The organism is Synechococcus sp. MIT2312 (assembly GCF_059772315.1).
On sequence record NZ_CM186281.1, the window covers coordinates 2,149,881 to 2,171,098 of the forward strand.

The 21,218-nt window shown below is 59.2% G+C and carries 26 protein-coding genes; 12 read left to right on the forward strand and 14 right to left on the reverse strand.

Annotation, left to right across the window (positions count from 1 at the left end; all coding sequences use genetic code 11):
- Together AC6EI9_RS11805 and AC6EI9_RS11810 are read left to right on the forward strand one after the other, a co-directional pair.
- Positions 1 to 450: an SRPBCC family protein gene (locus tag AC6EI9_RS11805; RefSeq protein ID WP_498467930.1), complete on the forward strand. Its 450-nt coding sequence runs from the start codon at positions 1 to 3 to the stop codon at positions 448 to 450.
- Positions 401 to 973, forward strand: a complete 573-nt coding sequence (locus tag AC6EI9_RS11810; protein WP_498467931.1) for a hypothetical protein — start codon at positions 401 to 403, stop codon at positions 971 to 973. Before AC6EI9_RS11805 ends, AC6EI9_RS11810 begins: the two co-directional genes overlap by 50 nt.
- Here the strand turns inward: AC6EI9_RS11810 and AC6EI9_RS11815 are convergent.
- From AC6EI9_RS11815 to AC6EI9_RS11835, 5 genes are all read right to left on the reverse strand, one after another.
- Positions 952 to 1,761 carry a uroporphyrinogen-III synthase gene (locus tag AC6EI9_RS11815; protein ID WP_498467932.1) on the reverse strand — a complete coding sequence of 270 codons (810 nt, stop codon included), beginning with the start codon at positions 1,759 to 1,761 and terminating at the stop codon, positions 952 to 954. The two genes, AC6EI9_RS11810 and AC6EI9_RS11815, sit on opposite strands and share 22 nt — an antisense overlap.
- Positions 1,758 to 2,969: a glycosyltransferase family 2 protein gene (locus AC6EI9_RS11820; RefSeq protein ID WP_498470057.1), complete on the reverse strand. Its 1,212-nt coding sequence runs from the start codon at positions 2,967 to 2,969 to the stop codon at positions 1,758 to 1,760. Before AC6EI9_RS11820 ends, AC6EI9_RS11815 begins: the two co-directional genes overlap by 4 nt.
- 69 nt (positions 2,970 to 3,038) lie before the next feature.
- Positions 3,039 to 4,655, reverse strand: coding sequence for a glycoside hydrolase family 3 N-terminal domain-containing protein (locus tag AC6EI9_RS11825; protein ID WP_498467933.1), 1,617 nt, complete (start codon positions 4,653 to 4,655; stop codon positions 3,039 to 3,041).
- Entirely contained in the window at positions 4,648 to 5,064 is a 417-nt protein-coding gene (rbfA, locus tag AC6EI9_RS11830; RefSeq protein ID WP_498467934.1) for a 30S ribosome-binding factor RbfA, read from the reverse strand. The genes AC6EI9_RS11825 and rbfA overlap by 8 nt, the downstream gene beginning before the upstream one ends.
- A 1-nt stretch (position 5,065) precedes the next feature.
- Positions 5,066 to 5,272, reverse strand: coding sequence for a DUF751 family protein (locus AC6EI9_RS11835; protein ID WP_066911775.1), 207 nt, complete (start codon positions 5,270 to 5,272; stop codon positions 5,066 to 5,068).
- Between the two features lie 253 nt (positions 5,273 to 5,525).
- Here AC6EI9_RS11835 and AC6EI9_RS11840 point away from each other — a divergent pair, with 253 nt between their 5' ends.
- Both AC6EI9_RS11840 and AC6EI9_RS11845 read left to right on the forward strand, forming a co-directional pair.
- Positions 5,526 to 5,654, forward strand: a complete 129-nt coding sequence (locus AC6EI9_RS11840) for a hypothetical protein (RefSeq protein ID WP_498467935.1) — start codon at positions 5,526 to 5,528, stop codon at positions 5,652 to 5,654.
- A gap of 35 nt (positions 5,655 to 5,689) precedes the next feature.
- Complete coding sequence (locus tag AC6EI9_RS11845; protein ID WP_498467936.1) at positions 5,690 to 6,418, forward strand: glutathione S-transferase family protein; 729 nt, start codon at positions 5,690 to 5,692, stop codon at positions 6,416 to 6,418.
- On the opposite strand, the gene AC6EI9_RS11850 is transcribed toward AC6EI9_RS11845, so the two are convergent.
- Positions 6,390 to 7,100 carry a DUF6816 family protein gene (locus tag AC6EI9_RS11850; protein ID WP_498467937.1) on the reverse strand — a complete coding sequence of 237 codons (711 nt, stop codon included), beginning with the start codon at positions 7,098 to 7,100 and terminating at the stop codon, positions 6,390 to 6,392. The two genes, AC6EI9_RS11845 and AC6EI9_RS11850, sit on opposite strands and share 29 nt — an antisense overlap.
- On the opposite strand from AC6EI9_RS11850, the gene AC6EI9_RS11855 reads away from it, so the two are divergent.
- Positions 7,099 to 7,362 carry a CRR7 family NDH-1 assembly protein gene (locus AC6EI9_RS11855; RefSeq protein ID WP_498467939.1) on the forward strand — a complete coding sequence of 88 codons (264 nt, stop codon included), beginning with the start codon at positions 7,099 to 7,101 and terminating at the stop codon, positions 7,360 to 7,362. The genes AC6EI9_RS11850 and AC6EI9_RS11855 overlap by 2 nt on opposite strands.
- A gap of 3 nt (positions 7,363 to 7,365) precedes the next feature.
- Here the strand turns inward: AC6EI9_RS11855 and AC6EI9_RS11860 are convergent, their stop codons facing one another.
- On the reverse strand, positions 7,366 to 7,941 hold the full coding sequence (locus AC6EI9_RS11860; RefSeq protein ID WP_498467940.1) for a shikimate kinase: 576 nt from the start codon (positions 7,939 to 7,941) through the stop codon (positions 7,366 to 7,368).
- Between the two features lie 51 nt (positions 7,942 to 7,992).
- Here AC6EI9_RS11860 and AC6EI9_RS11865 point away from each other — a divergent pair, with 51 nt between their 5' ends.
- Together AC6EI9_RS11865 and AC6EI9_RS11870 are read left to right on the forward strand one after the other, a co-directional pair.
- Positions 7,993 to 8,913, forward strand: coding sequence for a 6-pyruvoyl trahydropterin synthase family protein (locus AC6EI9_RS11865; protein ID WP_498467941.1), 921 nt, complete (start codon positions 7,993 to 7,995; stop codon positions 8,911 to 8,913).
- Complete coding sequence (locus tag AC6EI9_RS11870) at positions 8,891 to 9,595, forward strand: RibD family protein (RefSeq protein WP_498467942.1); 705 nt, start codon at positions 8,891 to 8,893, stop codon at positions 9,593 to 9,595. The genes AC6EI9_RS11865 and AC6EI9_RS11870 overlap by 23 nt, the downstream gene beginning before the upstream one ends.
- Here the strand turns inward: AC6EI9_RS11870 and AC6EI9_RS11875 are convergent.
- Complete coding sequence (locus tag AC6EI9_RS11875; protein ID WP_498467943.1) at positions 9,565 to 10,029, reverse strand: hypothetical protein; 465 nt, start codon at positions 10,027 to 10,029, stop codon at positions 9,565 to 9,567. The genes AC6EI9_RS11870 and AC6EI9_RS11875 overlap by 31 nt on opposite strands.
- An 85-nt stretch (positions 10,030 to 10,114) precedes the next feature.
- Between AC6EI9_RS11875 and AC6EI9_RS11880 the strand changes: the two genes are divergently transcribed.
- Both AC6EI9_RS11880 and AC6EI9_RS11885 read left to right on the forward strand, forming a co-directional pair.
- Positions 10,115 to 11,296 (forward strand): GNAT family N-acetyltransferase, encoded by a 1,182-nt coding sequence (locus AC6EI9_RS11880; RefSeq protein WP_498467944.1) that lies wholly within the window; start codon positions 10,115 to 10,117, stop codon positions 11,294 to 11,296.
- 24 nt (positions 11,297 to 11,320) lie between these two features.
- Positions 11,321 to 11,695 (forward strand): DUF4346 domain-containing protein, encoded by a 375-nt coding sequence (locus tag AC6EI9_RS11885; RefSeq protein WP_498467945.1) that lies wholly within the window; start codon positions 11,321 to 11,323, stop codon positions 11,693 to 11,695.
- Between the two features lie 6 nt (positions 11,696 to 11,701).
- Here the strand turns inward: AC6EI9_RS11885 and AC6EI9_RS11890 are convergent, their stop codons facing one another.
- The gene (locus tag AC6EI9_RS11890; RefSeq protein WP_498467946.1) at positions 11,702 to 13,276 is read right to left on the reverse strand and encodes a B12-binding domain-containing radical SAM protein; all 1,575 of its coding nucleotides are present in this window, start codon (positions 13,274 to 13,276) and stop codon (positions 11,702 to 11,704) included.
- A 157-nt stretch (positions 13,277 to 13,433) separates the two neighbouring features.
- Here AC6EI9_RS11890 and petL point away from each other — a divergent pair, with 157 nt between their 5' ends.
- Positions 13,434 to 13,526, forward strand: a complete 93-nt coding sequence (petL, locus tag AC6EI9_RS11895) for a cytochrome b6-f complex subunit PetL (RefSeq protein ID WP_156486801.1) — start codon at positions 13,434 to 13,436, stop codon at positions 13,524 to 13,526.
- Here petL and AC6EI9_RS11900 read toward each other — a convergent pair.
- Together AC6EI9_RS11900 and rimO are read right to left on the reverse strand one after the other, a co-directional pair.
- Entirely contained in the window at positions 13,513 to 14,682 is a 1,170-nt protein-coding gene (locus tag AC6EI9_RS11900) for an MFS transporter (RefSeq protein WP_498467947.1), read from the reverse strand. The two genes, petL and AC6EI9_RS11900, sit on opposite strands and share 14 nt — an antisense overlap.
- 53 nt (positions 14,683 to 14,735) lie before the next feature.
- On the reverse strand, positions 14,736 to 16,136 hold the full coding sequence (gene rimO / locus AC6EI9_RS11905; protein ID WP_498467948.1) for a 30S ribosomal protein S12 methylthiotransferase RimO: 1,401 nt from the start codon (positions 16,134 to 16,136) through the stop codon (positions 14,736 to 14,738).
- A gap of 75 nt (positions 16,137 to 16,211) precedes the next feature.
- On the opposite strand from rimO, the gene AC6EI9_RS11910 reads away from it, so the two are divergent.
- A complete protein-coding gene (locus tag AC6EI9_RS11910) occupies positions 16,212 to 17,153 on the forward strand; it encodes a vitamin K epoxide reductase family protein (RefSeq protein WP_498467949.1) in 942 nt (313 codons plus the stop codon).
- A 61-nt stretch (positions 17,154 to 17,214) separates the two neighbouring features.
- Here the strand turns inward: AC6EI9_RS11910 and nadB are convergent, their stop codons facing one another.
- The 3 genes from nadB to AC6EI9_RS11925 all read right to left on the reverse strand — a co-directional run bounded on the left by nadB (position 17,215) and on the right by AC6EI9_RS11925 (position 20,217).
- Positions 17,215 to 18,900: an L-aspartate oxidase gene (nadB, locus tag AC6EI9_RS11915; protein ID WP_498467950.1), complete on the reverse strand. Its 1,686-nt coding sequence runs from the start codon at positions 18,898 to 18,900 to the stop codon at positions 17,215 to 17,217.
- A gap of 91 nt (positions 18,901 to 18,991) precedes the next feature.
- Positions 18,992 to 19,369 (reverse strand): photosystem II complex extrinsic protein PsbU, encoded by a 378-nt coding sequence (gene psbU / locus AC6EI9_RS11920; protein ID WP_498467951.1) that lies wholly within the window; start codon positions 19,367 to 19,369, stop codon positions 18,992 to 18,994.
- Positions 19,370 to 19,485: 116 nt separating this feature from the next.
- Positions 19,486 to 20,217 carry a DUF3120 domain-containing protein gene (locus tag AC6EI9_RS11925; protein WP_498467952.1) on the reverse strand — a complete coding sequence of 244 codons (732 nt, stop codon included), beginning with the start codon at positions 20,215 to 20,217 and terminating at the stop codon, positions 19,486 to 19,488.
- 91 nt (positions 20,218 to 20,308) lie between these two features.
- Here AC6EI9_RS11925 and AC6EI9_RS11930 point away from each other — a divergent pair, with 91 nt between their 5' ends.
- Complete coding sequence (locus tag AC6EI9_RS11930; RefSeq protein WP_498467953.1) at positions 20,309 to 21,205, forward strand: undecaprenyl-diphosphate phosphatase; 897 nt, start codon at positions 20,309 to 20,311, stop codon at positions 21,203 to 21,205.
- Positions 21,206 to 21,218 lie beyond the last annotated feature (13 nt).

A 21,218-nucleotide genomic window follows, 5' to 3' on the forward strand; every position in this document is an offset into this window, starting at 1 on the left:
ATGGGACGTTGGCTCGAACATTCCGTAACCACTGAAGTCAAGGCTCCCGTTGATCAGGTTTGGCATGTCTGGAGCGATCTGGAGGCGATGCCCAAGTGGATGCGCTGGATCGAATCCGTTAAAACCCTCGATGATCCCGACCTCACCGACTGGACACTGGCAGCTCAGGGATTTCGCTTTCATTGGAAGGCCCGAATCACTCAGAGGGTCGAAGCCCAGCAACTTCATTGGGAATCGGTTGGAGGTCTTCCCACCAAAGGAGGGGTGCGCTTCTACGCCGAACAGCCTCAGCTCACGGCCGTGAAGCTCAGCGTGACCTATGAACTCCCAGGTGTCCTGGCCCCCTTGATGGAACCCAGCATTCTTGGTGGAATCGTGACGAAGGAACTTCAGGCAAACCTTGACCGATTCCGGGACCTGGTGGAAAGCGGGTATGCAGCGCAGAGCTGAGGTGACAGCCGTTCATGTCCCAGCCTCAGTTCCTTGTGCAGCTTTGTTTTTGGTCGTTGCTTTAGGCGGCCTCAGCGGTTGTGGACAGGAGGAGAACAACGCGCCATCAGCCATTGCGATGCCGTCCGATCAACCTGTTGCGGAGATGTCTTTGCCCAGCCCCTCCGCACCCGCGATCGGTCTGATCCCGCTTCCGAGCCTTGAGCAGGTTTTGTCATCAGTGCCGGAGGGTCGGGCTGACCCTTTTGCGCCCACCATTGTCGGCTCGAAAACGATGGCTCCAGGCACATCAGAGGGTCCAGATTTCAAGGTGAGGGGTGTGGTGGCCGTCGGTGCTGAACTGAGAGCGCTCGTCAGCGTCTCTGACGTGTCAGGGACGGTCTGCGTTGGTCCCCGTGGCCGTTGCCCCGGTGATGCAGCGGTCCTGCTGCCCATGGGCTGGACCGTGGACAGCATCGATCTGGATCGAGGTTGTCTGAGTCTTTCAATCTCCAAAGAGTCTCAGCGACTCTGCATTGCCTGAACGCAGGCCTGGACCAGTCCTTCCAGGTCGTGAGGCGTTGCCTCCTGGTCCACTCTGCCCAGCAGTTCTTTGCAGCGTTGGCTGGTTTGAGGACCGATTGAAACCACTGCAGGCTTTTTGAACAGCTGCTCAGTGTCTGAACTTCCGAGCCCTTTCGCCAGCAGCTGGACGGTATGGGTGACGGTTTTCCCGCTGCTGAAACTGATCACATCGACCTCTCCATTCTCCAGTGCTTTCAAAGTGTCTGCCGGAATGGATGTTGGGCAGCGGGATTCGTAGGCCGCGACCTCCACCACCCTTGAGCCGGCTTCTCCGAAGGCTTCTGCCAGAAGAGTGCGTCCGCCGCTTTGCACCCGCGGCAGCAGGATTCTCAATCCCCAGCCAGACACAGGGAAATGGTCAATCAGGCTGTCGGCCACGAATGTGGGGGGGACGAAATCAGCCGGTGCCCCAAGTTCTTCCAAACGCTGTGCGGTCTTCCGGCCAACGGCTGCAATCTTGAGACTCTCTGGGCGTTGCATCAGTCCCTGTCCCCTGAGCTGCAGCCGCGACTCCACCGCGTCCACTCCGTTGGAACTGGAAACAATCAACCAGTGAAAGTTCTCCAGCTCAGCGAGAGCATCGTCGAGAGGAGCCCAGCTGTCAGGCGGGCCGATTTCCAGAGCCGGTAGGTCGAGAACCCTGGCGCCAAGCGACTCCAGCAGTCTGCGGCCTTCGCTCTGCTGTTCACGGGCTCGTGTGATCACCACTGTGTGTCCCTCCAAGGGCAGGGTCTGATCGCTGCTCATGCGCTGGCCTCATCGTCCAGCTTGACCAGGCCATGCACCTGGGCATGCAGGGCGGTGGCTTCTCCCTGTCGCCCCTGAGAGCGCAGCAGTGCGATCGCCTGGCGGAAGCCTGTGCGCGCACCATCGATATCTCCTCCCATCAGCCTGGCCACGGCCAGGTTCTGGTGGCTTTCCGCGTGGGAGGGATTCACGCTCAGGGATCGCTCGTAAGCCTTGATCGCAGCCAGCAGATCGCCACGACGGCGCTCCATCAGCCCGAGGTTGTACCAGGCGAGTGACACCTCAGGGGCTCGTTGACAGGCGGTTGTGGTGAGCTGAATGGCTTCCTCCAGTTCGTTGCGCTGCATCAGCAAGGCCGCCAGGTTGAGACGCGCACCCAGGCTCAGACGAGTCTCCAGCGGTTGTTGCAGTGCCTCTCGATAGCACTTCACGGCAGCCTCGCTGTCTTCCGAAGCCAGCGCGATTCCGAGATTGAGCAGCAGTTCGTAGCGTTCAGCACTGCTGCCATCTCCTTCGGGCAACTGCTCCAGTCCGTGGCGAAGAAGGCTGAGACCCCTATCTCTGTTGCCGTCGCTGACCTCCAGAGCGCCAAGCTTGGCGCAGGCGTAGGGGTCATTGGGCTGGTCTTTCAGCCAGCTCTCCATCGATTCACGCAGCCTGTTCGCTTTATCCGATCCAGCCAGTAAATCCGGTCGATAGCCCTCATGCAGCAGTGCTGGTTCGGTGCAGTTGGCAATCCGCCAGCCGGGTTCCTTCTTGAGCAGCGCATCCACGCTTTCGTCGATCATCGAGTGATAGGGCTTGCTCCATCGGATTTCTGGATGCCGGCGAAACAGGCGGCTCACGTTGGAGTAGGGAGCCATTGCGGCTCCCAATTCGTGTCGCAGCAGATTGATCACCAGCACATCCGGTTGTGCCATCAAGGCTTTGAGCTGCGGGATGGCTTCTGAGCGGAGTTCCTCGTCGGCATCGAGCACCAGCACCCAGTCACCCTTCAGGAGCTCCAGAGCCGCATTGCGTGCCGGCGCAAAGTCTCCGGGCCATTCCATCCGTTCCACCCGTGCGCCGCAGGCCTCTGCGAGGGCGACGGTGCCATCCACTGAGCCGGTGTCGAGAAGAACCATCTCATCTGCGAAGCCCTTGACGGACTGCAGGCAGTCCTCGATCCGCGCTTCCTCATCGCGCACGATCATCGAGAGGCTGAGCATGTTGGTGATGAGCACTGCCGCAGAGGCTAAGGCGGTTCCAACGGTGCGGTTTCAACAGGCTTCGTTTGTTTAGTCGGTGAAGTCCTGGCGTTCATGCACCTCCCCCTTCAAACCCAACATTCGATTCAAAAGCTGCTGCTGTGCTTCAGGCATCTGTCCCGGGCTGTACCCCGCAGGAATGCTGTCCGGGATGAGCCTGCGCAGAGTGTCCCATCGGTAGGGACAGCCATAGACCGCCAAGCCCGATAAGCGTTCAACTCCCAGCAACTGCTGAACGGCTTCAGCCCAGGATTCTTGGCGCTGCTGGCCGGCGCGGAATGGATTGCCGCGCAGAAACAGCTGCAAGAAAACGGGCCCCTCTCCCAGTCGCTCCAGGTCAAGCGGACCGGCGGGGGATTGGTCGTTGCTCCAGGGTTCAATCCCCCTGTCGTGGCAGATCAGAGCTTGATATCCATGGTGTTCGGGTGTGGTGATCGCCGCGGTATTGGCGTTCAGAAAGGCGCAAGGCAGAACGCTATCCACCTGGATCAAGGTCACACCGTTTTGATCACGATGTTGTGAAAGCAGTGGGCCCTGCACCTCCAGGGAGCTGTCGATCAGTTCCATGCACAACGCACGGTCTGTTGCTGTTTCGAGCTCAACCTCGGTGTCGCTGAAGCAGGGCTTTTCGCAGCGATGCAGGGCTTCTGTTCGTCGTTTGAGTGACTCATCAAGGCGCGATTCAGGAATCCTGCCGTTGGCAAGTGCTGCACAGATTGCATCAATCGCCGCATCGGCATCAGCGGGCATCAGGATCAGATCCGCTCCTGCAGCAAAGGCCTGAACTGCGGCTTCTCCAGGACCTGTCCTCCTGCTGATCGCCTCCATCACCAGTGCGTCGGTGACGACAAGGCCAGTGAACCCAAGCTCTGTTCGCAGCAGATCTGTGAGCACAGCCCGCGACAAGGTCGCCGGCTGCGAGTCGTCCAGTGCCGGAATCAGCAGATGTGCTGTCATCACACTGGCGATCCCCGAGTCGATCAATCGCCGGAACGGCACCAGTTCCACCTGGTGGAGCCGCCTGCGTCCGTGGTGGATCAGAGGAAGCTCCAGATGGGAATCCTGGTCCGTATCGCCGTGACCGGGAAAATGCTTGGCGCAGCCGAGAACGCCAGCGGACTTGAGTCCACGTTGAAACGCTGCCACGAGATCCGCAACGGACTCAGGTTGATCGCCCCATGCCCGCACATTGATCACAGGGTTTTCAGGATTGCTGTTCACATCGCAGACCGGAGCAAGCACCCAGTTGAGGCCGCATCGTTGCGCCTGATTCCCGGTTGTGCGGCCGTAACGCTCGGCCAGTTCAAGAGCCTGCTGCGGGTTGGTTTGATGCAGCCTGCCCAGCGCCATGGGTGGTGCCAACCAGGTGGCACCTGGGAATCTCTGGCCGATTCCTTCTTCCACATCGGCGCAGAGCAGCAGGTCTTCGCTGTCACTCCAACTGCGCAGCGTTCGACATCGCTGCTGCAGCTCCGTGGCTGTGCCACCCAGCAGGATCACCCCGCCGACTCCCGACTTCAGCAGCCTCTGCAGCTCACGATTGCAGTGCTCCCAACTTGGGTACTGCCTCTGCCGGTCTTCGTTGTGACCGCTCGCACGGATGACCAGAAGCCTGGCAACGGCCCGGCGACGCTCAGCCTCAGTCATTGAAGTCTGGAGTCTCGGTGTTGTCGCTGCCGGAGGAGGGGGTGCCCTTGACCTCACGTTCTCGCTCAAGTTCTCCGAGCAGGTGCAGAACGGAGGTCCCCTTCTCGAGACCGCGGTCGAGCTGAAACACCACTTCAGGCGCTCGTCTCATCTGCAGACGGCGACCCAGTTCCCCCCTCAGGTAGCCACTGGCTGCCTGGAGACCATCCATGACTTCTTTGCGAGCTTCGTCGTCCGCCAGCACGCTGACAAAAATCTTGCAGTGCTGAAGGTCGCCGCTGACTTCAACGTTCGTGATGCTCACCATGCCCTGATGCACGCGCTCATCGCGGATGCCGTTGATCAGCAGCTCACTGATCTCTCGCCGGATGAGGGCTGCCACGCGTTCAACCCGACGTCCCGGGGCCATGTCAGCTCTGCGGTGCTGAAGACACCATGGCACGCAGGACAAAGCTCAGACTGAGGAAGCCACTGATCAAAGCGCCGATCAGGGCCACGGCAGTCACCGGATTGCTGCGGCGACGTGCGAGTGGTTCTGCGACCGAATTGATCACACCCAGGCTGAAAGCGATCAAGTAGCGCGGATAGCGCGTCACGTTGATGAAAAATTCTTTCATGGCCAGTTATTGCAGGGTGTCTTGGGGATTCCGGTGGTTTGGGAACGACTGGGACCTGCTCAAGGGAACAGCGCGCTTAACAACAGGCAGCAAGTTCTCAGTAAGAGGATCTTATTGACACGATTTCAGTCTATCTGGAGCAAAAACACGTGAAGCCCCGTCTTTCCAGTTCATATCTGCGTTGCTTTCACGGTTCTGAGGATTGGCTTCTGCAGTCGTTTCGTCCCGGCATGGCTGCCCCCCTTCAAGCGCCTTGAAGGTCGCGATCAAGGCCACGGCATGTCTCGCTTTCAAGTGGGCGAACAATGCCGAGGGGATTCTGAGCAAGGTCCGGGTCAGTCGTGAAGGCTGCCCAAGAGCTGATGGCGAGGAGCAGATCTGAATGGCTACTGTTCCAGCGCCAGACCCGGCTTGGACATGCTGGAGCTTCATCAGTTTCGTCATTCGGCTTTCTGCCTCAAGGTGCGGATGGCGTTGCAAGCCAAGGGACTCAGTTTTCGCGAGGTCGAGGTCACTCCTGGCATCGGTCAGATTTCACTGTTCCGGCTGTCCGGTCAGCGGCAAGTCCCCGTTCTTGTGGATGGGGATGACGTGGTGTCTGATTCCAGTGCCATCTGCCGCTATCTGGAGGAACTCCGGCCTGAGCCGGCCTTGATTCCCGCAGATCCCCGCCAGCGTGCTCAGACGCAGCTGATTGAGGATTGGGCCGACACCACCCTTGCCGCTGCCGTCAGGGCTGCGCTTGTTCAGGCGGCTGCCGATGACGCTCAGCTGCGGGACGTGCTGCTTCCGGATGATGTCCCCTCACCGGTGCGCCAGGTGATGTCGGGTCTGCCAGGCGGTTGGCTCAGCAGTCTTGGTGAATTGCTCGGTCAGGAGCAGAGGGCGTCGATGCTCAGCAGTCTGTGCGCCGTCGCCGAGGGCCTGGATCTCAATGGCTTTCTGGTTGGAGATGGAATCAGCCTTGCGGATCTTGCGGTTGCCGCCCAGTTGTCACTGCTGCGTTTTCCTCCTTCCTCGGGAGAATCACTCGCCGGGCGAGGGGTCCCAGGGATCAGTGATCATCCCCGTCTTCAGGATCTGTTCCGCTGGCGCGATCAGCTGGAGACCCGGCTGATCAACCTGGATCCAGCGCCACTGGTCTGAGTGTCAGTTTGAACCGGCTGCTGCGTCCCTCCAGTGTCTGATCGGTTTTGAGCCCAGGTCCTGCATGGCTCACCTGACGCTGATCGGCGCAGATGTCTTCTCCACATCGCACATAGTGCGTGAGGGTTTCAATCCTGCTCAGTCGCGGCGCACCCGGTCCGTGCAGGATCTGCAGGACGAGTTCATCGCTGAAGAAATCAGCGGCTTCTTTCGGGCTCGTCTCCCTCCGGCCAATCACGGTGGTTTCGAGCAACACATCGTCCTGAAATCTCGCCAGCTGACGGTTCACCTGGTTGGGGTCCTGTTCGACTGACAGCAATTGATCGCCCAGCAGTGCTTTCCCCACTGCAGCAGCGTTGAAGGGGCGGTCACCGATGAGTTCGCTGCGACGGTTGCGCAGGAAACGGACCTCGTGCACGAGGAGGCGATCGTTGGGAATGGGTTGGCCTGACTCATCCAGTGCCTCACTTGTCACTTCCCATGCCCCTGAAAACCAGTCGGGATAGATCAGGTCTTGTTTGGCGCGGGGTCGAGGCAGAGGTGCCGGCAGGGACCATTGCGGCCAGCTTTCGAAGCGCTGCTCAAGGAAGCTGATTCCACGATCACTGGCCGCGGCGGCGGACTGGACTGACACAAGCTGCAGCAGCATGGTGATCAGCAGTGTCAACAACGGTTTTGCCATGTCAGACCCTCTGATTCGATCCCTTGATCACTATGTGGTGCTGGTGCCAGGCGAACCTGAACAGTTGCTGACAGCGGCAGACACCCTGACATGGCTTGTCGGCCGACTGCAGGATCTGGACCCCTGGCCTTCGGATCTCAGCAGTTGCGAAAGCCCGGAACAGGCGGCACTGCGCCTGTTGGATACAGCCTGTGAACTGGAAATTTCTCCTGGCATCGCTCTGCAGTGGTACGCGGTGCGTCTCGATCCTCCCGGCTCCTGATCCTCATTCCGGCCGTTCTTTGGGCGGATCCTTGATCAATTGCGGCAGCAGCTGAATGATTCCGTCTGCGACGACGTCGGCTGATTCAGATTCAATCACCACTGTGAGATCGGCCTCGTCATACAGAGGGCGGCGCTGCTTGAGGATTTCGTCAAGTGTTTCGGCAGGATCCCCCGTCATCAACAGCGGCCGCTGAGTGGAGTCGTTCTGCAGGCGTTGCAGCAGCTGACGGCGTTCGACATCGAGCCAGATCACAATGCCCTGGTGCATCATTCCCCAGTTTTCGGTTCGGGTGACAACCCCGCCACCGGTCGCCACGACAAGCGAATGACGTTGGCTGATGGACCTCATTACCTGGGTTTCGAGGCTGCGGAATTCCTCTTCACCATCACGTTCAAAGATTTCGGAGATGGTGCAGCCAGCCACTTGCTCGATCACCGCATCCGCGTCGACGAATCCATACCCCAACCTCTCCGCCAAGGGCCTGCCCGTGCTGGTTTTGCCGCTGCCCATCATGCCCACCAGATAGAGACTGCGCCCTCCCAGACGCTGCCTCAGGGTTGGAGAGGTCTCCGCCATGACTCGGAATTGCCGTTAGCTCATTAGGATGCCCTCTGGCCGGACCGTCACATGACTGAAATGAAGTCAATTGCACGTCATGGCCGCGGACGTGGCTGCGTCATCACACGACGTGCCTGTTTCAGTGCGAGCCACCGGTACTGGTTGCCTGAACTGTCTGCTGATGACAATGCCGCGCGCTTCGGCCCCTGTGCACTAGCTCCCGGGCATGGTCACAACTATGAGCTGATCGTTTCGATGGCCGGTGGCCTTGATTCGCATGGCATGGTGCTCAATCTCTCTGAGGTGAAGCACGCCATACGCAGCGAGGTGACCGGTCAGCTCGACTTTCGCTTTCTCAACGACGCCTGGCCCGAATTCGATGTGTCCAAGCCGGAGGGCTGTCTGCCCACCACGGAGGCCATCGTTCGGCAGATCTGGGCTCGGCTGAGTCCCCATCTGCCCATCACGGCATTGCGCCTTTACGAACAACCAGGCCTCTGGGCCGACTATCTCGGACATCCCATGGACGCCTTCCTCACGATCCGCACCCATTTCGCTGCTGCCCATCGTCTGGCAAGACCTGAACTCAGCCAGGAAGAGAACGAGCGTATCTATGGCAAGTGCGCACGTCCCAACGGTCATGGTCACAACTATCTGGTGGATGTCACCGTGCGAGGCTCCATCGATCCCCGCTCCGGCATGGTCTGCGATCTGTCAGCGCTGCAACGCCTCGTTGACGACCTTGTGGTCGAGCCGTTTGATCACACCTTCCTGAACAAGGATGTGCCCTTCTTCGCCGAATGTGTTCCCACAGCGGAGAACATCGCCCTTCATATTGCTGATCGCCTTTCGTCTCCCATCAAGGCGATTGGTGCCAGTCTCCATAAGGTCCGCTTGCAGGAAAGCCCTAACAATGCCGCTGAGGTGTTTGCCGAAGTCCCTCAGCTGGAGATGACTCCTTCAGCGCTTGAGGCGGCGCTTCCTGTCTGAACTCCCCTCATCGCTCCAGCGCCCCACGGTTCGTCTGGTGCTGGTTGTCAGTCTCGATGGTCGTCTGGCTCCACCGAGCGGAGGGGCGGCTCAGCTGGGTGGTGCGGCTGATCGTCGTGTGCTTGAGGAGGCGCTCGCCTGGAGTGATGCAGCTCTGATCGGAGCGGGCACTCTCAGAGCTCATCACTGCAGTTGTCTGATCCGTGATGAGGATCTGCTGCATCAACGTCAAGTTCAGGGACGCTCGCCTCAGCCGGCAGCCTTGGTTGTCAGTCGTGAGGCTGAATTTCCTCTGGAGTGGCCTTTTTTCCAGCAACCTTTCGAACGCCATCTGCTGTCTGCAGGCGATGGGTCTGCTCCTGGCTTCCAGTCATGTTGTCGGTTGTCGTCCCGATGGAGTGAAACGCTGAACGATCTGGCCTCCAAGGGCTGGTTCCGTCTGGTCCTGCTTGGTGGCGCTGTCTTGACTCACTCCTTACTGGTCCAGGATGTGGTTGATGAGTTGCAACTGACCCTGAGTCCCAGGATCCTTGGCGGATCCTTCAACTGGTTGCTGCAGTCGGACACTCCGTTACCAGCGTCGCTCGCGTCTTCACAGGCGTGGAGTCTGGTGGAGGCTCGGTCTCTCGCAGACAATGAACTCTTGGTGCATTACCGACGGAATCGCTCCATCAGTTCCTGAACGGGAATCTGATTCAGGCTGGATTGGGGCAAACCAGTCAGGGAGGCCAGGCAACGCCGTATCACCACACGCGCGTCGTCGCCGACTTTGCCTCTCAGTAGCTCCGTCAGGACTCCCAGCTCTCTGCCACTGCGGCTGGTTTCTCTGATCAGACACTCACTCACAGGGCGGGCGAGTGTCCGGCAGGGCTGCTCGACGGCGCTGTTGAGCCAGCTTTGCGGAGCGATTTCGGCAGCAACGCCATCCAGAGCCTGTTCAGCCAGCTGACGGCATTCGCTCACAAGCTGACGTTCAATCCTTGGTTGCAACAGCTGAATCAACGGCTGGAACAGCCCCGCTTTGGCGTTTTCATGCCCCGAGCTCACCCCCAGAAGCAGCGGCGAGAGCAACAGAGCTGCGGCCCATCTCAGGTTGTGCCGAGTCCATTTGGGCATGACCCCGGACCAGTCGGGTCTTCATTGTCACCCCTTGGGGTTTCGCTGGTTAGTGTCATTGCCGAGGCGTTTCAATTGGCCCTGGATGGCATCGCTCACGGCTCGTTGGCATCGCAGCATCCATGAGATTCCCCAGTCGCAATGGGAGGAGTTGCTCGCAGAACAAGCGAGCCCTTTCTATCGCTGGTCCTGGCTGGAGGCTCTGGAAAACTCAGGCAGTGTGGCTCCGGATCAGGGCTGGCAACCCCTGCACCTGTCGCTTTGGAGGGGCGAAGAGAGCCTGATTGCCCTAGCTCCTCTTTATCTCAAGGGTCACAGCTATGGCGAATTCATCTTTGATCAGTCTTTCGCACGCCTGGCAGGTGATTTGGGACTGCGCTACTACCCCAAGCTGATCGGGATGAGCCCTGTCAGCCCTGTTCAGGGCTATCGCTTCCATATCCATCCAGATGAGGATGCTCAGGACATCACGGCCATGATGCTGCGGCTGATTGATGAGTTTGCGGCTCGCAATAACATTCTCAGCTGCAATTTTCTCTACGTGGACCCTCTCTGGCAGCCCTTGGCAGAAGCTGCGGGCTGTGCTGCATGGGTGAATCATCAGAGCCTTTGGTCAGCAGAAGGACAAAAGGATTTTTCCGACTATCTCGCAAGCTTCAATGCCAATCAGAGGCGCAATATCAAACGGGAACGCAAGGCGGTGAACCAGTCAGGACTGGTTGTGACGCCATTGACCGGATCAGAGCTCACTCCTGAGCTGTTGGTGCGGATGCATTCCTTTTATGAGCAGCATTGCGCCCGTTGGGGCCCTTGGGGGAGCAAATATCTTCAGGGCTCATTCTTTGATCGACTGGTTGACCCCGCTCTGGCGCGGCATGTGGTGCTGTTTAGTGCCCACCGAGGAGACCCCGTTGAGCCTGTAGCGATGTCTCTTTGCATTCAGGATGAGTCCCATCTCTGGGGGCGCTACTGGGGCAGTGAAGAAGAGATCGATTGCCTGCATTTTGAGGTCTGTTATTACGCGCCGATTGAGTGGGCACTGCGTCGGGGCCTGCACAGCTTTGATCCAGGAGCGGGTGGCAGTCACAAGCGCCGACGTGGTTTTGTGGCTCAAGCCCGGACCAGCCTGCATCGCTGGTATGACCCGCGTATGGATGGTCTGATCCGGTCCTGGCTGCCGAGGGCGAATGGTCTGATGGAAGAGGAGATCGAGGCCATCAACGACGAGCTGCCCTTCCGCAGCACGCCGCCTGAATTGATGGCCTGAGGCGATCATTTGTAAGGTGTGACGATGGCAGAAGGCACTTCATCACTCGATAACCAGCTCTCACAGCGATTCATCGAGCTTGACCCCACCGGTTACTTCCTGATCAAGTTGGATGCCGAGGCCGGCGAGCTCGTTGCTGAGCATTACAGCAATGATGTTGACGAGCGAGGCCGTGCCACGGATCCGGAAACCGGGGAAGTTCTGGCCTGCCGTGGCGGTGGCCCGCGTTCGCCGAGCACAAGCTTCCGTGGCAGAACTGCTAAGGAACTGGGTATTGCGCTGACCGAAGCTGATGGTGCACTTCCCGTCAGCCGTTTGGATCATGCTCTGTACTTGGGCCGGGAATTGCAAAAAGCTGAAGCCTGTCTGAAAGCTGGAGTGGCCTACACGCAGGACTGAATCAGTTCAGGCTGTCATCAGTTCCCGGGACGTGCTGGGTTCTTCGGGAGGGAGAGATTCCAGCTGTTCGCGAATTTCGCGTTGAACGATCGCGCGGTATTCCAGGAAGTGTTCGTTGTGGGCGAGCACCACCAGGAATTGCTCCAGCATGGCTGGATTGCGTCGAGCCATGCTGAGCATGTAGCGCCAGAAGCGGCTGCGAGTGTCCCGTTTGATTCCCTGTCTCCAGACCACAATGGACAAAGCTCTGATATCAGTCCAGGTGGGCAGTTTTGATGTGCCCTTCCAGCGGGGAGCTCCCATCTTCAGGTAATAGGAGTAAACCCGATCCATGTACGCGTTTGGTTCGTAGAGCGCACAGAAGGCATCCACGTATTCGTTGGCGATGTCCCGGATTGGGCGTGTGGGTTTGAAATTGAGCAGGTTGGTCTGGTTCACACCCTTGGCTGCGGACTTGTCCTGGATCAGTCGGCCCTCTTTTTCAAGGCGATGCCAAAGCGCTGTGTTCGGAAGTGCCTGCAGCATGCCCATCATCGCCGCCGGAATTCCCGTTCTCGTCACGAACTCAACGATGCGACGGCCGGCACCATCTTTTTCACCATCGAAGCCGATGATGAAACCTGCCATCACACGGATACCGTTCGCGGTGATGCGGTCGACGGCCGCATCGAGAGGGTTACGGGTGTTCTGGAGTTTTCGGGAGGTTTCGAGGCTGGCTTCATCCGGAGTTTCGATGCCGAGAAAGACACTCTCGAAGCGTGCATCGTGCATCATGCGCATCATCTCCTCATCGTCGGCGAGATCGACTGAGGCTTCAGTCGCGAAGCTGAAGGGATAGCCGCGTTCTTCCTGAAATTGCCTGATCTGGGGGAGTAGCTGCTTGGCGTTGCGCTTGTTGCCGATGAAGTTGTCATCGACCAGGAAGATCGATCGCCTCCAGCCGAGGTCATGCAGATACTGGAGCTCCGCGATCAGCTGTTCCGGTTTTTTCGTACGTGGCTTGCGTCCGTAGAGAACGATGATGTCGCAGAATTCGCAATTGAACGGGCATCCCCTCGAGAACTGAACGCTCATCGAGTCGTAGGCCTCGAGCTGCAGCAGATCAAAGCGGGGGATGGGAGTGGAGGTCACATCAGGCTTGTCACCTTCCGCGCTGAACCGTCCACCACTGTCACCTCGCTGGATCGCTTCGATGAACATCGGCAGGGTGATTTCACCCTCATCGAGCACCTTGAAGTCGGCTTGGGAGATTTCCGGGGCATCCGGAGTTGAACTCGCGTAGGGACCTCCCACGGCGACGGGCAGTCCACGGCGCTTGGCTTCGGCGATCTGGATCTGCATGTCGTCTTTCTGGACGATCATTCCCGAGATCACGACCAGCTCAGCCCAGTTCCATTCGTCTTCGGTGATCTCCCGCACGTTGCGGTCGACCAGCTTCATCTCCCACTCTTGGGGCAGGAGTGCTGCCACAGTGACGAGTCCCAGAGGAGGGAGCAGTACCTTTCGATTTACCAATTCCAGAATCTTCTCGTAGCTCCAGAAGGTCTTCGGGAAGAGGGGGTAAATAAAGAGGGTGCGCATGATCCGGAGCGAGGAGGTGGTCTGTCTGTTACTTGCGGTCGACCCTGCGGACAGAACCTTCCGTTTCCATTTGATTTCGTTGTGCAGAAGCTTAAGGGGGATCCGCTGATTCCAGGCCTGATTTCTGATCTAATAGGTGCTGCAATCTGTGACAGGCATGGGAGTCCTCATTTATGTGGGTCTGGTCGGAGCCGGACTCACCACCGCTGTGACGATCAGTTTTGTTCTGCGCCGGATCAAACTGATCTGACCTCCTTCAGTACTGAGCCACCGCGGCGCCAGATCTCGAGCAGTGCCAGCGCAACGCCGAGAGTTCCGCTGATCGCGAAAGTGGTCTGGAGGCCCATCGTGTCGGTGAGAATTGCTGCGATCAGGCCACTGACGCCGCCGCCGCCGAGAAAGGCGATCTGCCCCAGTCCGGCCATACGCCCTCGCAATACTTGAGTTGAGCCAACCTGCGTAATGAGATTGCTGCTGCTCAGCAGTCCCGCAGTTCCGGCTCCGATCAGCAGCGTCATCATCAGCACAAAGGGCACGCCGCCGCCGAAGGCCATCCCAAGCTGAGCTACGGCCGTGACCAGCGCAAAGCCGGCCAGGGTCAGAGAAGGTCTTTGGCAAAACCGATGACTGTTGCGCTGCAGTAGCAGTCCGCCAGCAATGCTTCCAAGGGCCAGAACGCTGGTGAAAGCAGCAAGATCCATCGGTGCACTCCCCAGCTGGCGAGCAGCGATCAAGGGCCCAAGCCCAGGGTGGAAAAACCCCACTACGCACATCAAGCCGGTGAACATCAGCACGTGCCTCAGAGTGCTGCCGCATTCCCGCCAGGCCACCTGTAACGAAGCCTTTTCGCCAGGAGCACTGCGCTGTTCCAGATCCGTTCTCGGATTCAGAAGCCAGATCACACTGGCGATCGGCACCAGATAGGTGGCGGCATCCAGCGTGAGTGCCATGGACGGCTCGGTCAGTGTGATGAGCCACCCCCCCAGTAGAGGTCCAATCAGCTTTCCGACGTTGAAGACCACTGAGAAACTTGTCAGGAAAGGCGCCAGCTCGGAGTTGTCGTCCACCAGCAGAGCGCAGTACTTATTGCGTGCCGTGAGTTCATAGGCGCCGGCGATGCCCACCAGCAGGGTGCTGGCGAGCAGCATCACCACCTGGGCCTGCCCCTGGAACAAGGGGATCGAGAGAGCCCCCAGCAGACCCGCCCCTAACAGGGCCCACTGAGCCTGGATCAATACCCGCTCACAGCCAATTCGATCGGTGCGTACACCAGCTGGACCGCTCACCAAGATGGTTGGGAGTGAAAGTGCGGCGAAATGCAGAGCCAGCACCATTGGTTCGTTGGTTTCGTCCATCAGGATCCAGCCCTTGGCGGTGAGCCCTGCGAAGGAACCGGCAGTGCTCAAGCCGGATGCGATCAGGAAGATGATGCGTTGGCGTGCATGTGATGAAGGGTGGCTCAATGGCTGCTGCGAGCAGAGGCCACCATTTCGCTTGCCCCCACGATCTCGCCGCGCAGGTCGTAGATATCGGCTCCGTTGATTCGTACTGGAACCATGGTTCCTGGTCTTGCTTGCATTCCGTCCACGCGGGGCTGAACCTGCACTTCGCCATCCACCTCAGGTGCGAAGCGAGCGCAGCGCCCAATCATGGCTCCTGTGGTCGGGTTGTGCTGCTCGATCAGGACATCCACGGTGCGTCCCACCCAGCGGGTGTTGGCTTCGGCCGAGATCGGTTGTTGCAGAGTCATCAACCGATCTTTCCTGGCGGTGGCAATCTCGGTTGGTACGGGATTCGGGAGCTTGGCCGCGGCGGTTCCTTCCTCAGCTGAGTAGGTGAACACTCCAACGTGATCGAATCGCTGGCTTTCGAGGAACCCCGCCAGGTGTTCGAATTGATCCTCTGTCTCACCGGGGAAGCCCACAATCAGCGTGGTGCGCATCACGGCATCCGGCAGTTGGTCTCGCAACTGACTCATCAACCGTTCGTTGACGTCCGCCTGCCAGGGACGGTTCATGGCTCTCAGCACCTTGGGGTGGCTGTGCTGAAGAGGCAGATCGAGATAGGGAAGAACGTTGGGGACATCTCTGTAAGCGGAGATCACTTCAGAAGTCAGGCCCGTGGGGTAGGCGTAATGAACCCGAATCCAGGGGATCTCCACTTCGCCGAGGGCTCTGAGCAGGTCCGCAAGCCGAGGACGTCCGTAGATGTCCAGCCCGTAATTGGTGGTGATCTGGCTGATCAGGATCAGTTCCTGAACGCCCTGTTCCGCCAGTTGATGGGCTTCTGCAACGATTGATTCGATCGTTCTTGAACGCTGATTGCCGCGCAGATGCGGAATGATGCAAAACGCGCAGCGATAGTCGCAGCCTTCGGCCACTTTGAGGTAGGCAACCGCTTCTCCAGTGGTGCGATACCTGGGCAGTGTTTCATCGCCGACGAACGTCGGGTTCTTGCTGACCCGATTGACGCGTTCTCCGGCTTCGACCCGCTCAAGCACTTCCACGATGTGCTGGTAATCGCCAGTGCCCACGATGGCTTTGGCTTCCGGCAGTGACTCGAGCAGCTCCTCTTGAAAATGTTGTGCCAAGCAACCGGCGATGATCAGTTCCTTGCCTTGCTCAGCCAGTCCCACCAGTGTGCGGACCGATTCTTCCCGGGCTTCCTGGATGAAGCTGCAGGTGTTGACCACCACCACGTTGGCGTCACTTTCGTCACTGCTGACGCCATAGCCCGCTCGCGTCAGCAGGCCGAGCATGTGTTCTGTGTCGACCCGGTTCTTTTCGCATCCCAAATGGGCGAAAGCCACAGTCGCGCGTGTGCTGACCATGTCGCGTCCGGGAGCTTGGTCCGGTGACATGGGCACGACGCATCAACTTTCACCTTAAATCTCGTGCCGATTGCTGCCAAAATTTCAGCAATCAGTTCCGTGCGCATGGGCACCACCCGACTCACCAGCCGACGTCGTCAGGATCAGGGCTTCAAATGGGCACGCATCAGCATGGCGGTTCTGGCAACCGTCGGGGTGATCGATACCGCTTCGATCACCCTCAAGCGTTGGGGGATGCTCGGTGACCTCACCTGCCCGATGGGCGGCGATGGGTGCGACACAGTCCTGAACAGCCCCTGGGGGACCCTTGCCCAGACGGATGCCTTCAGCATCCCCTTGTCTTTTGCCGGTCTGCTGGCCTACCTCGCTGTTCTGGTGATGGCCCTCGTGCCGTTGTTGCCGGGGTTGGTGGAGAACCGCGGCGATCTGTCCCGGCGCACCTGGTGGGGACTGTTCACTGTTTCCCTTGGGATGGCTGTCTTCAGCTTGGTGCTGCTGGGCTTGATGGTCTTCAAGATTCAGGCCTTCTGTTTCTTCTGTGTGCTCTCAGCGACGTTGTCGATCCTGTTGCTGATCCTTTCCGTGGTCGGCGGTGGATGGGATGACCCCTCTCAGCTGTTCTTCCGCGGCATTCTCCTGGCATTGGCTGTGTTGCTCGGCAGTTTGATCTGGGCCTCGGTCCTGGACCCTGAGCGGCCGGAAGCTGCCGTGACCGGCCCAGGTGCACCTCCGCTTGTGACGACTGAAAGCACTCCTGCCAAGGTGGCGCTGGCTGAACATCTCACCGCCACGGGAGCTGTCATGTACAGCGCCTACTGGTGTCCTCACTGTCATGAGCAGAAGGAGGACTTCGGGTTAGAAGCTTCCAAAAAGCTCACCGTCATTGAATGTGCTGAGGATGGTCAGAACAGTCAACGCGCTCTCTGCCAGAGCAAGAAGATCGAAGGTTTCCCCACCTGGGAGATCAAGGGAAAACTTGATTCAGGTGTCAAAGATCTGACAACCCTGGCAGGTCTGTCCGGCTTCAAGGGAGACACCAACTTCTGAGCGCCCGGCCGCCGCTGTGCAGACAGCCGCTGTGTCAGCCACCGTCTGCACAGCGTGTTGCTTACCCAGTGACGCTGCGGGTCTTGATTCCTTCTCCTCTGATCTGCCGACTGTGTCGGCGCCACTGGGGAAGGGAGCAGGGGGCATCGCTACGGAAATGTCCTCCCCGACTTTCGGTCCTGAACAGACAGGCTTCCAGGAGCAGGCCAGTGGTGCGCTGGCGATGGATGAGATCGAGCAGCAGGTTCAGTTCCTGGCGACTGGGCTCCTCCAGCTCCAGCAATTGCTGATGGGACTGGCGGTTAACGATGCACAGCAACTCTTCCCGCTCCAGCGGACTCATGGCACTCCTGGTTGACTGCAGCAGTGCCTGCATCCCCGCTCGGGAGCGATTGACTCCTGCCACCTCCCAGCACTGTTCACTCAGATCATCGATGCTGCGCATGAGCTCGCCGATGCTGGTGTTGCTGCGGGCGTGGATCTGACTGGTGCTGACGGTGTCTTCCCTGCTCCTCCAGTGTTCTCTTTCATCCCCTGAAACAGCTGGCAGGTCGATCGCTCCCAGTTGACGAGCAAAGACCAGGCACTCCATCAGTGAGTTGCTCGCCAGACGATTGGCACCGTGCAGCCCGGTGCAGGCCGCCTCCCCGACTGCGTAGAGGCCTGGCAGCGATGTCGCGGCACTGAGGTCCGTTGCCACGCCTCCCATCCAGTAATGGGCCGCAGGTGCCACGGGGATTGGTTGCTCAAGAGGATTGAGATTGTGGTTGCGGCAGCGCTCGAGGATTGTGGGGAAGCGGCGCTCAGCCTGTTCGCGAGGGATTCCTGAAAGGTCCAGGCCGATGTGGTCGATGCCCTGGAGGCGCATGCTTTTCAGGAGTGCACGGCTCACCTGATCTCTTGGCGCCAGATCAGCCCCTGGCAGGTCAGTGACCGGACTGTTCCCTGCGGCGTCCACGAGTCGTCCTCCCTCTCCACGCACTGCCTCGGAGATCAGAAAGCAGGGGGCTCCAGGAAGCTTCAGAGCCGTGGGATGAAATTGAACGAACTCAAGATCTTCAACCGCGGCCCCTGCAGCCCAGGCCAGGGCGATGCCCTCACCTGCGGCTTGAGCTGGATTCGTGGTGTTGGTGTAGAGGTGGCCTCCGCCTCCAGTGGCGAGGACCACGGCTCTCGATCGAATCCATTGCAGCCTGAACCCGTCCAGAACCTGAACGCCGCAGCAGCGCCCGTTCTCCACCCAGAGCTGGCTGACGCGAACACCCCGCCGATGCACCAACCCAGGCCTCTGCTCGGCATGCTGCCGAAGCACATCCACCAGAGCATGGCCGGTTCGGTCCTGGACGTGCAGCACGCGGTGATGACTGTGAGCAGCCTCAAGGGTTGTGGCCAGGCTCCCGTCGCTGTTCCGATCGAAATCCATCCCCAGCTCGAGCAGCCTGTCGACACAGTGCGGTGCCTGTTCAACAAGAAGACGCACAGCATCACCGTCGCAAAGACCTGCGCCGGCGTGGATGGTGTCTGTCGCATGGCTGCCGCTGTGGTCATCGCGACGCGTGACGGATGCGATCCCGCCCTGGGCCCATCGGCTTGATGAGCGCCGGCTGGTGTTGCGATTGACCAGCAGCACTCGCAGCCCGTCTGGCAGTTCAAGGCAGGTCATGAGGCCTGCGGCCCCAGCACCAACCACCACCACGTCCCAGGGACCTGAGGGGATGGGTTCGCTGCCAGTGCCCAAGGGATTCATTTCAGCACCAAAAAACCGCCGGGTCGTCCGGCGGTTCTACCGCAATCTGAGCAATCCAATCAGTGGCGATCGGCGTTTTCAGTGAGCTGCCTCAGCGGTACTGGCCATCATTGATCCGATCGAATCCCTCGTTGAGAGCAATCGATGGTTCTGTCACCGTGAAATTGTCGCGATACTTTTCGAACAGCTCTTTCTGCCGATCGGTGAGATCAAGCGAAAGAACGTCATTCACGCTCTCGTAGGGACCGCCCAGCACGATCTTGCCGGCAAGTGTGGGATACATGCCAGGAAACTGCTGGAAGCGGCGAACGGAGGAATTGTTGAGATCCACTTTCTCGCCACGCTCGGCGAGCTTGTCGTCAGCCACGTTGCGGATGTCAGCAGCCTGAACGCTCGCGGGTAGCAACAGGCCCATCAGCAGGCCTGCCATCACAAGAATGCCTGTCAGCCAGGACAGCAGACGCTTCATGGAAGTCTCCGTCTAGAAGATCGGAACGGGATGATTACCGGTATTACCGGCTTGCAAACCTTACAAGTGCCATCGCCGGGAACAGTCGCAAGACGTCGCAGTTTTTGCAGTTCGTTTCAGACCAGGCCGCTGAGTTCCGGTGCGAGCAGAGACAGCGACAGAAACAAGCCGTCGATCAGGAGGGTCGTGAACAGCACTGCTGCTGCAACAGCCCAGGCTCTGTCAACCGTTGTCGACAGGCTGCTGCGGTATCTGCAGTATTGAACGAGTTGGAAAATGATGATTCCTGCAGCGCTGACCGTCAGCAGAGAACTTGGCCTCAGCACGAAGGATGCAGCGTCCTGAAGGAGAACAGTGGCTTCTGCAGGGGATGCTGCGATGACTGCAGGCCAGAGGGCCATCACACCGGTGAGTGCCATGGCCAGATCGGTGAAAGCTGTGCCTAGCAGCGATGCCAGGTAGAAGGCACATCCAAGACGCCATCGCGTTTGCAGGCCGGTGATCGCCAGAGGCAAGGCAAAGGCTTCAACAGGAAGATGCAGCAGGGGATGGCTCGCTAGCCAACCCCAGAAAAGGCTGCCGGCGAGCCAGCTGCCACTGAAGCCGACTAGCAGAGCGCCGAAATCCTTCCATCGATTGGGTGCAATCGAATGGGTGATCACACCCACGGAAAGGAGCACAAAACCGAACAGGCAGGAGGTGAAGGGCTGTTCTCGTACCCAGGGAGCCTGCACAAATACAGGCAGCACTACGAGCATGGATGCCCAGAAGGGCAACCCGGCCTTCCCTAGAGCGATCGGCTTGACCGGCTCAGTAAGGGCTTGGTTGCGGATCAGCCCACTGAACAACGATCAACTCCCGCCTGAATTGAAAAAGGACTGTGACCATAGAAGATTTGCGCCTGATTGAGCGTTTTTGTGAGGCGTCTGATGTCATCGGATGGTGGGCCTGGCGATAGCGTCCTCAAATCTGTTCAGGACGTCAGAGGTGTCAGAACCCGGACTGCTTGAGGCCATCTGGAGAAATATCGTCCTGGGTGTTGTCCAGGGCCTGACTGAGTTTCTGCCAATCAGCAGCACGGCACATCTGAAGGTGGTGCCCGCTCTGGCCGGCTGGCAGGATCCCGGCGTTTCGGCCACAGCTGTGATCCAGCTGGGCAGCATCGTTGCGGTGATCGGCTACTTCCGCGACGATCTTGTTGGAGTTTGGAAGGGAATCAGCGCTGCCTTGCGCAGAGGCCAGTGGCGTGAGCCGGAAGCCCGCCTGGGGATTGCGATGGCCATTGGCACTGTGCCGATCCTTGTGGTGGGGCTTGGGATCAAATTGTTCTGGCCTGGCTATGAAGCGTCTCCGCTGCGCAGCGAACCGGTGATCGCCGTCGTGTCGATCGTGATGGCGTTGCTGCTAGCCCTGGCAGAGAAGCTCGGCCCACGTCTCAAGCGACTCGATCAGGTGCAAGGGCGTGATGGCCTGGTGGTGGGTTTGGCGCAGGTGCTCGCTCTGATCCCTGGAGTGTCCCGATCGGGAAGCACGCTCACCGCCTCGCTGTTTGACAGCTGGCAGCGTCCGGATGCGGCCCGGTTTTCATTTCTGCTGGGGATTCCAGCCATCACCTTGGCTGGTTTGGTGCAATTGAAAGATGCATTCAGTCAGTCCAGCGCTGGCGGTCCGCTCCCCCTGTTGATCGGAATTGTGTCTGCAGCAGTGGTTTCCTGGCTTGCCATCGACTGGCTTTTGAAATATCTGCAACGTCACAGCACCTGGATTTTCGTGATCTACCGACTCCTGTTCGGAGTGTTCTTGCTGGTGTGGTGGTCCGCCGCCGGCCCAAACTGAGAACAGTCGCCTC

What these genes read in the sequence shown, in the direction of transcription:
- nadB (WP_498467950.1), bottom strand. Translation starts at nt 18,900, where the DNA reads ATGAATCCCTTGGGCACTGGCAGCGAACCCATCCCCTCAGGTCCCTGG.
- psbU (WP_498467951.1), bottom strand. Translation starts at nt 19,369, where the DNA reads ATGAAGCGTCTGCTGTCCTGGCTGACAGGCATTCTTGTGATGGCAGGC.
- AC6EI9_RS11880 (WP_498467944.1), top strand. Translation starts at nt 10,115, where the DNA reads ATGGCATCGCTCACGGCTCGTTGGCATCGCAGCATCCATGAGATTCCC.
- AC6EI9_RS11910 (WP_498467949.1), top strand. Translation starts at nt 16,212, where the DNA reads ATGGGCACCACCCGACTCACCAGCCGACGTCGTCAGGATCAGGGCTTC.
- AC6EI9_RS11835 (WP_066911775.1), bottom strand. Translation starts at nt 5,272, where the DNA reads ATGAAAGAATTTTTCATCAACGTGACGCGCTATCCGCGCTACTTGATC.
- petL (WP_156486801.1), top strand. Translation starts at nt 13,434, where the DNA reads ATGGGAGTCCTCATTTATGTGGGTCTGGTCGGAGCCGGACTCACCACC.
- AC6EI9_RS11850 (WP_498467937.1), bottom strand. Translation starts at nt 7,100, where the DNA reads ATGGCAAAACCGTTGTTGACACTGCTGATCACCATGCTGCTGCAGCTT.
- AC6EI9_RS11855 (WP_498467939.1), top strand. Translation starts at nt 7,099, where the DNA reads ATGTCAGACCCTCTGATTCGATCCCTTGATCACTATGTGGTGCTGGTG.
- AC6EI9_RS11815 (WP_498467932.1), bottom strand. Translation starts at nt 1,761, where the DNA reads ATGAGCAGCGATCAGACCCTGCCCTTGGAGGGACACACAGTGGTGATC.
- AC6EI9_RS11885 (WP_498467945.1), top strand. Translation starts at nt 11,321, where the DNA reads ATGGCAGAAGGCACTTCATCACTCGATAACCAGCTCTCACAGCGATTC.
- AC6EI9_RS11845 (WP_498467936.1), top strand. Translation starts at nt 5,690, where the DNA reads ATGCTGGAGCTTCATCAGTTTCGTCATTCGGCTTTCTGCCTCAAGGTG.
- AC6EI9_RS11860 (WP_498467940.1), bottom strand. Translation starts at nt 7,941, where the DNA reads ATGGCGGAGACCTCTCCAACCCTGAGGCAGCGTCTGGGAGGGCGCAGT.
- AC6EI9_RS11890 (WP_498467946.1), bottom strand. Translation starts at nt 13,276, where the DNA reads ATGCGCACCCTCTTTATTTACCCCCTCTTCCCGAAGACCTTCTGGAGC.
- rbfA (WP_498467934.1), bottom strand. Translation starts at nt 5,064, where the DNA reads ATGGCCCCGGGACGTCGGGTTGAACGCGTGGCAGCCCTCATCCGGCGA.
- AC6EI9_RS11930 (WP_498467953.1), top strand. Translation starts at nt 20,309, where the DNA reads ATGGTGGGCCTGGCGATAGCGTCCTCAAATCTGTTCAGGACGTCAGAG.
- AC6EI9_RS11865 (WP_498467941.1), top strand. Translation starts at nt 7,993, where the DNA reads ATGACTGAAATGAAGTCAATTGCACGTCATGGCCGCGGACGTGGCTGC.
- AC6EI9_RS11805 (WP_498467930.1), top strand. Translation starts at nt 1, where the DNA reads ATGGGACGTTGGCTCGAACATTCCGTAACCACTGAAGTCAAGGCTCCC.
- AC6EI9_RS11825 (WP_498467933.1), bottom strand. Translation starts at nt 4,655, where the DNA reads ATGACTGAGGCTGAGCGTCGCCGGGCCGTTGCCAGGCTTCTGGTCATC.
- AC6EI9_RS11820 (WP_498470057.1), bottom strand. Translation starts at nt 2,969, where the DNA reads ATGCTCAGCCTCTCGATGATCGTGCGCGATGAGGAAGCGCGGATCGAG.
- AC6EI9_RS11875 (WP_498467943.1), bottom strand. Translation starts at nt 10,029, where the DNA reads ATGCCCAAATGGACTCGGCACAACCTGAGATGGGCCGCAGCTCTGTTG.
- rimO (WP_498467948.1), bottom strand. Translation starts at nt 16,136, where the DNA reads ATGTCACCGGACCAAGCTCCCGGACGCGACATGGTCAGCACACGCGCG.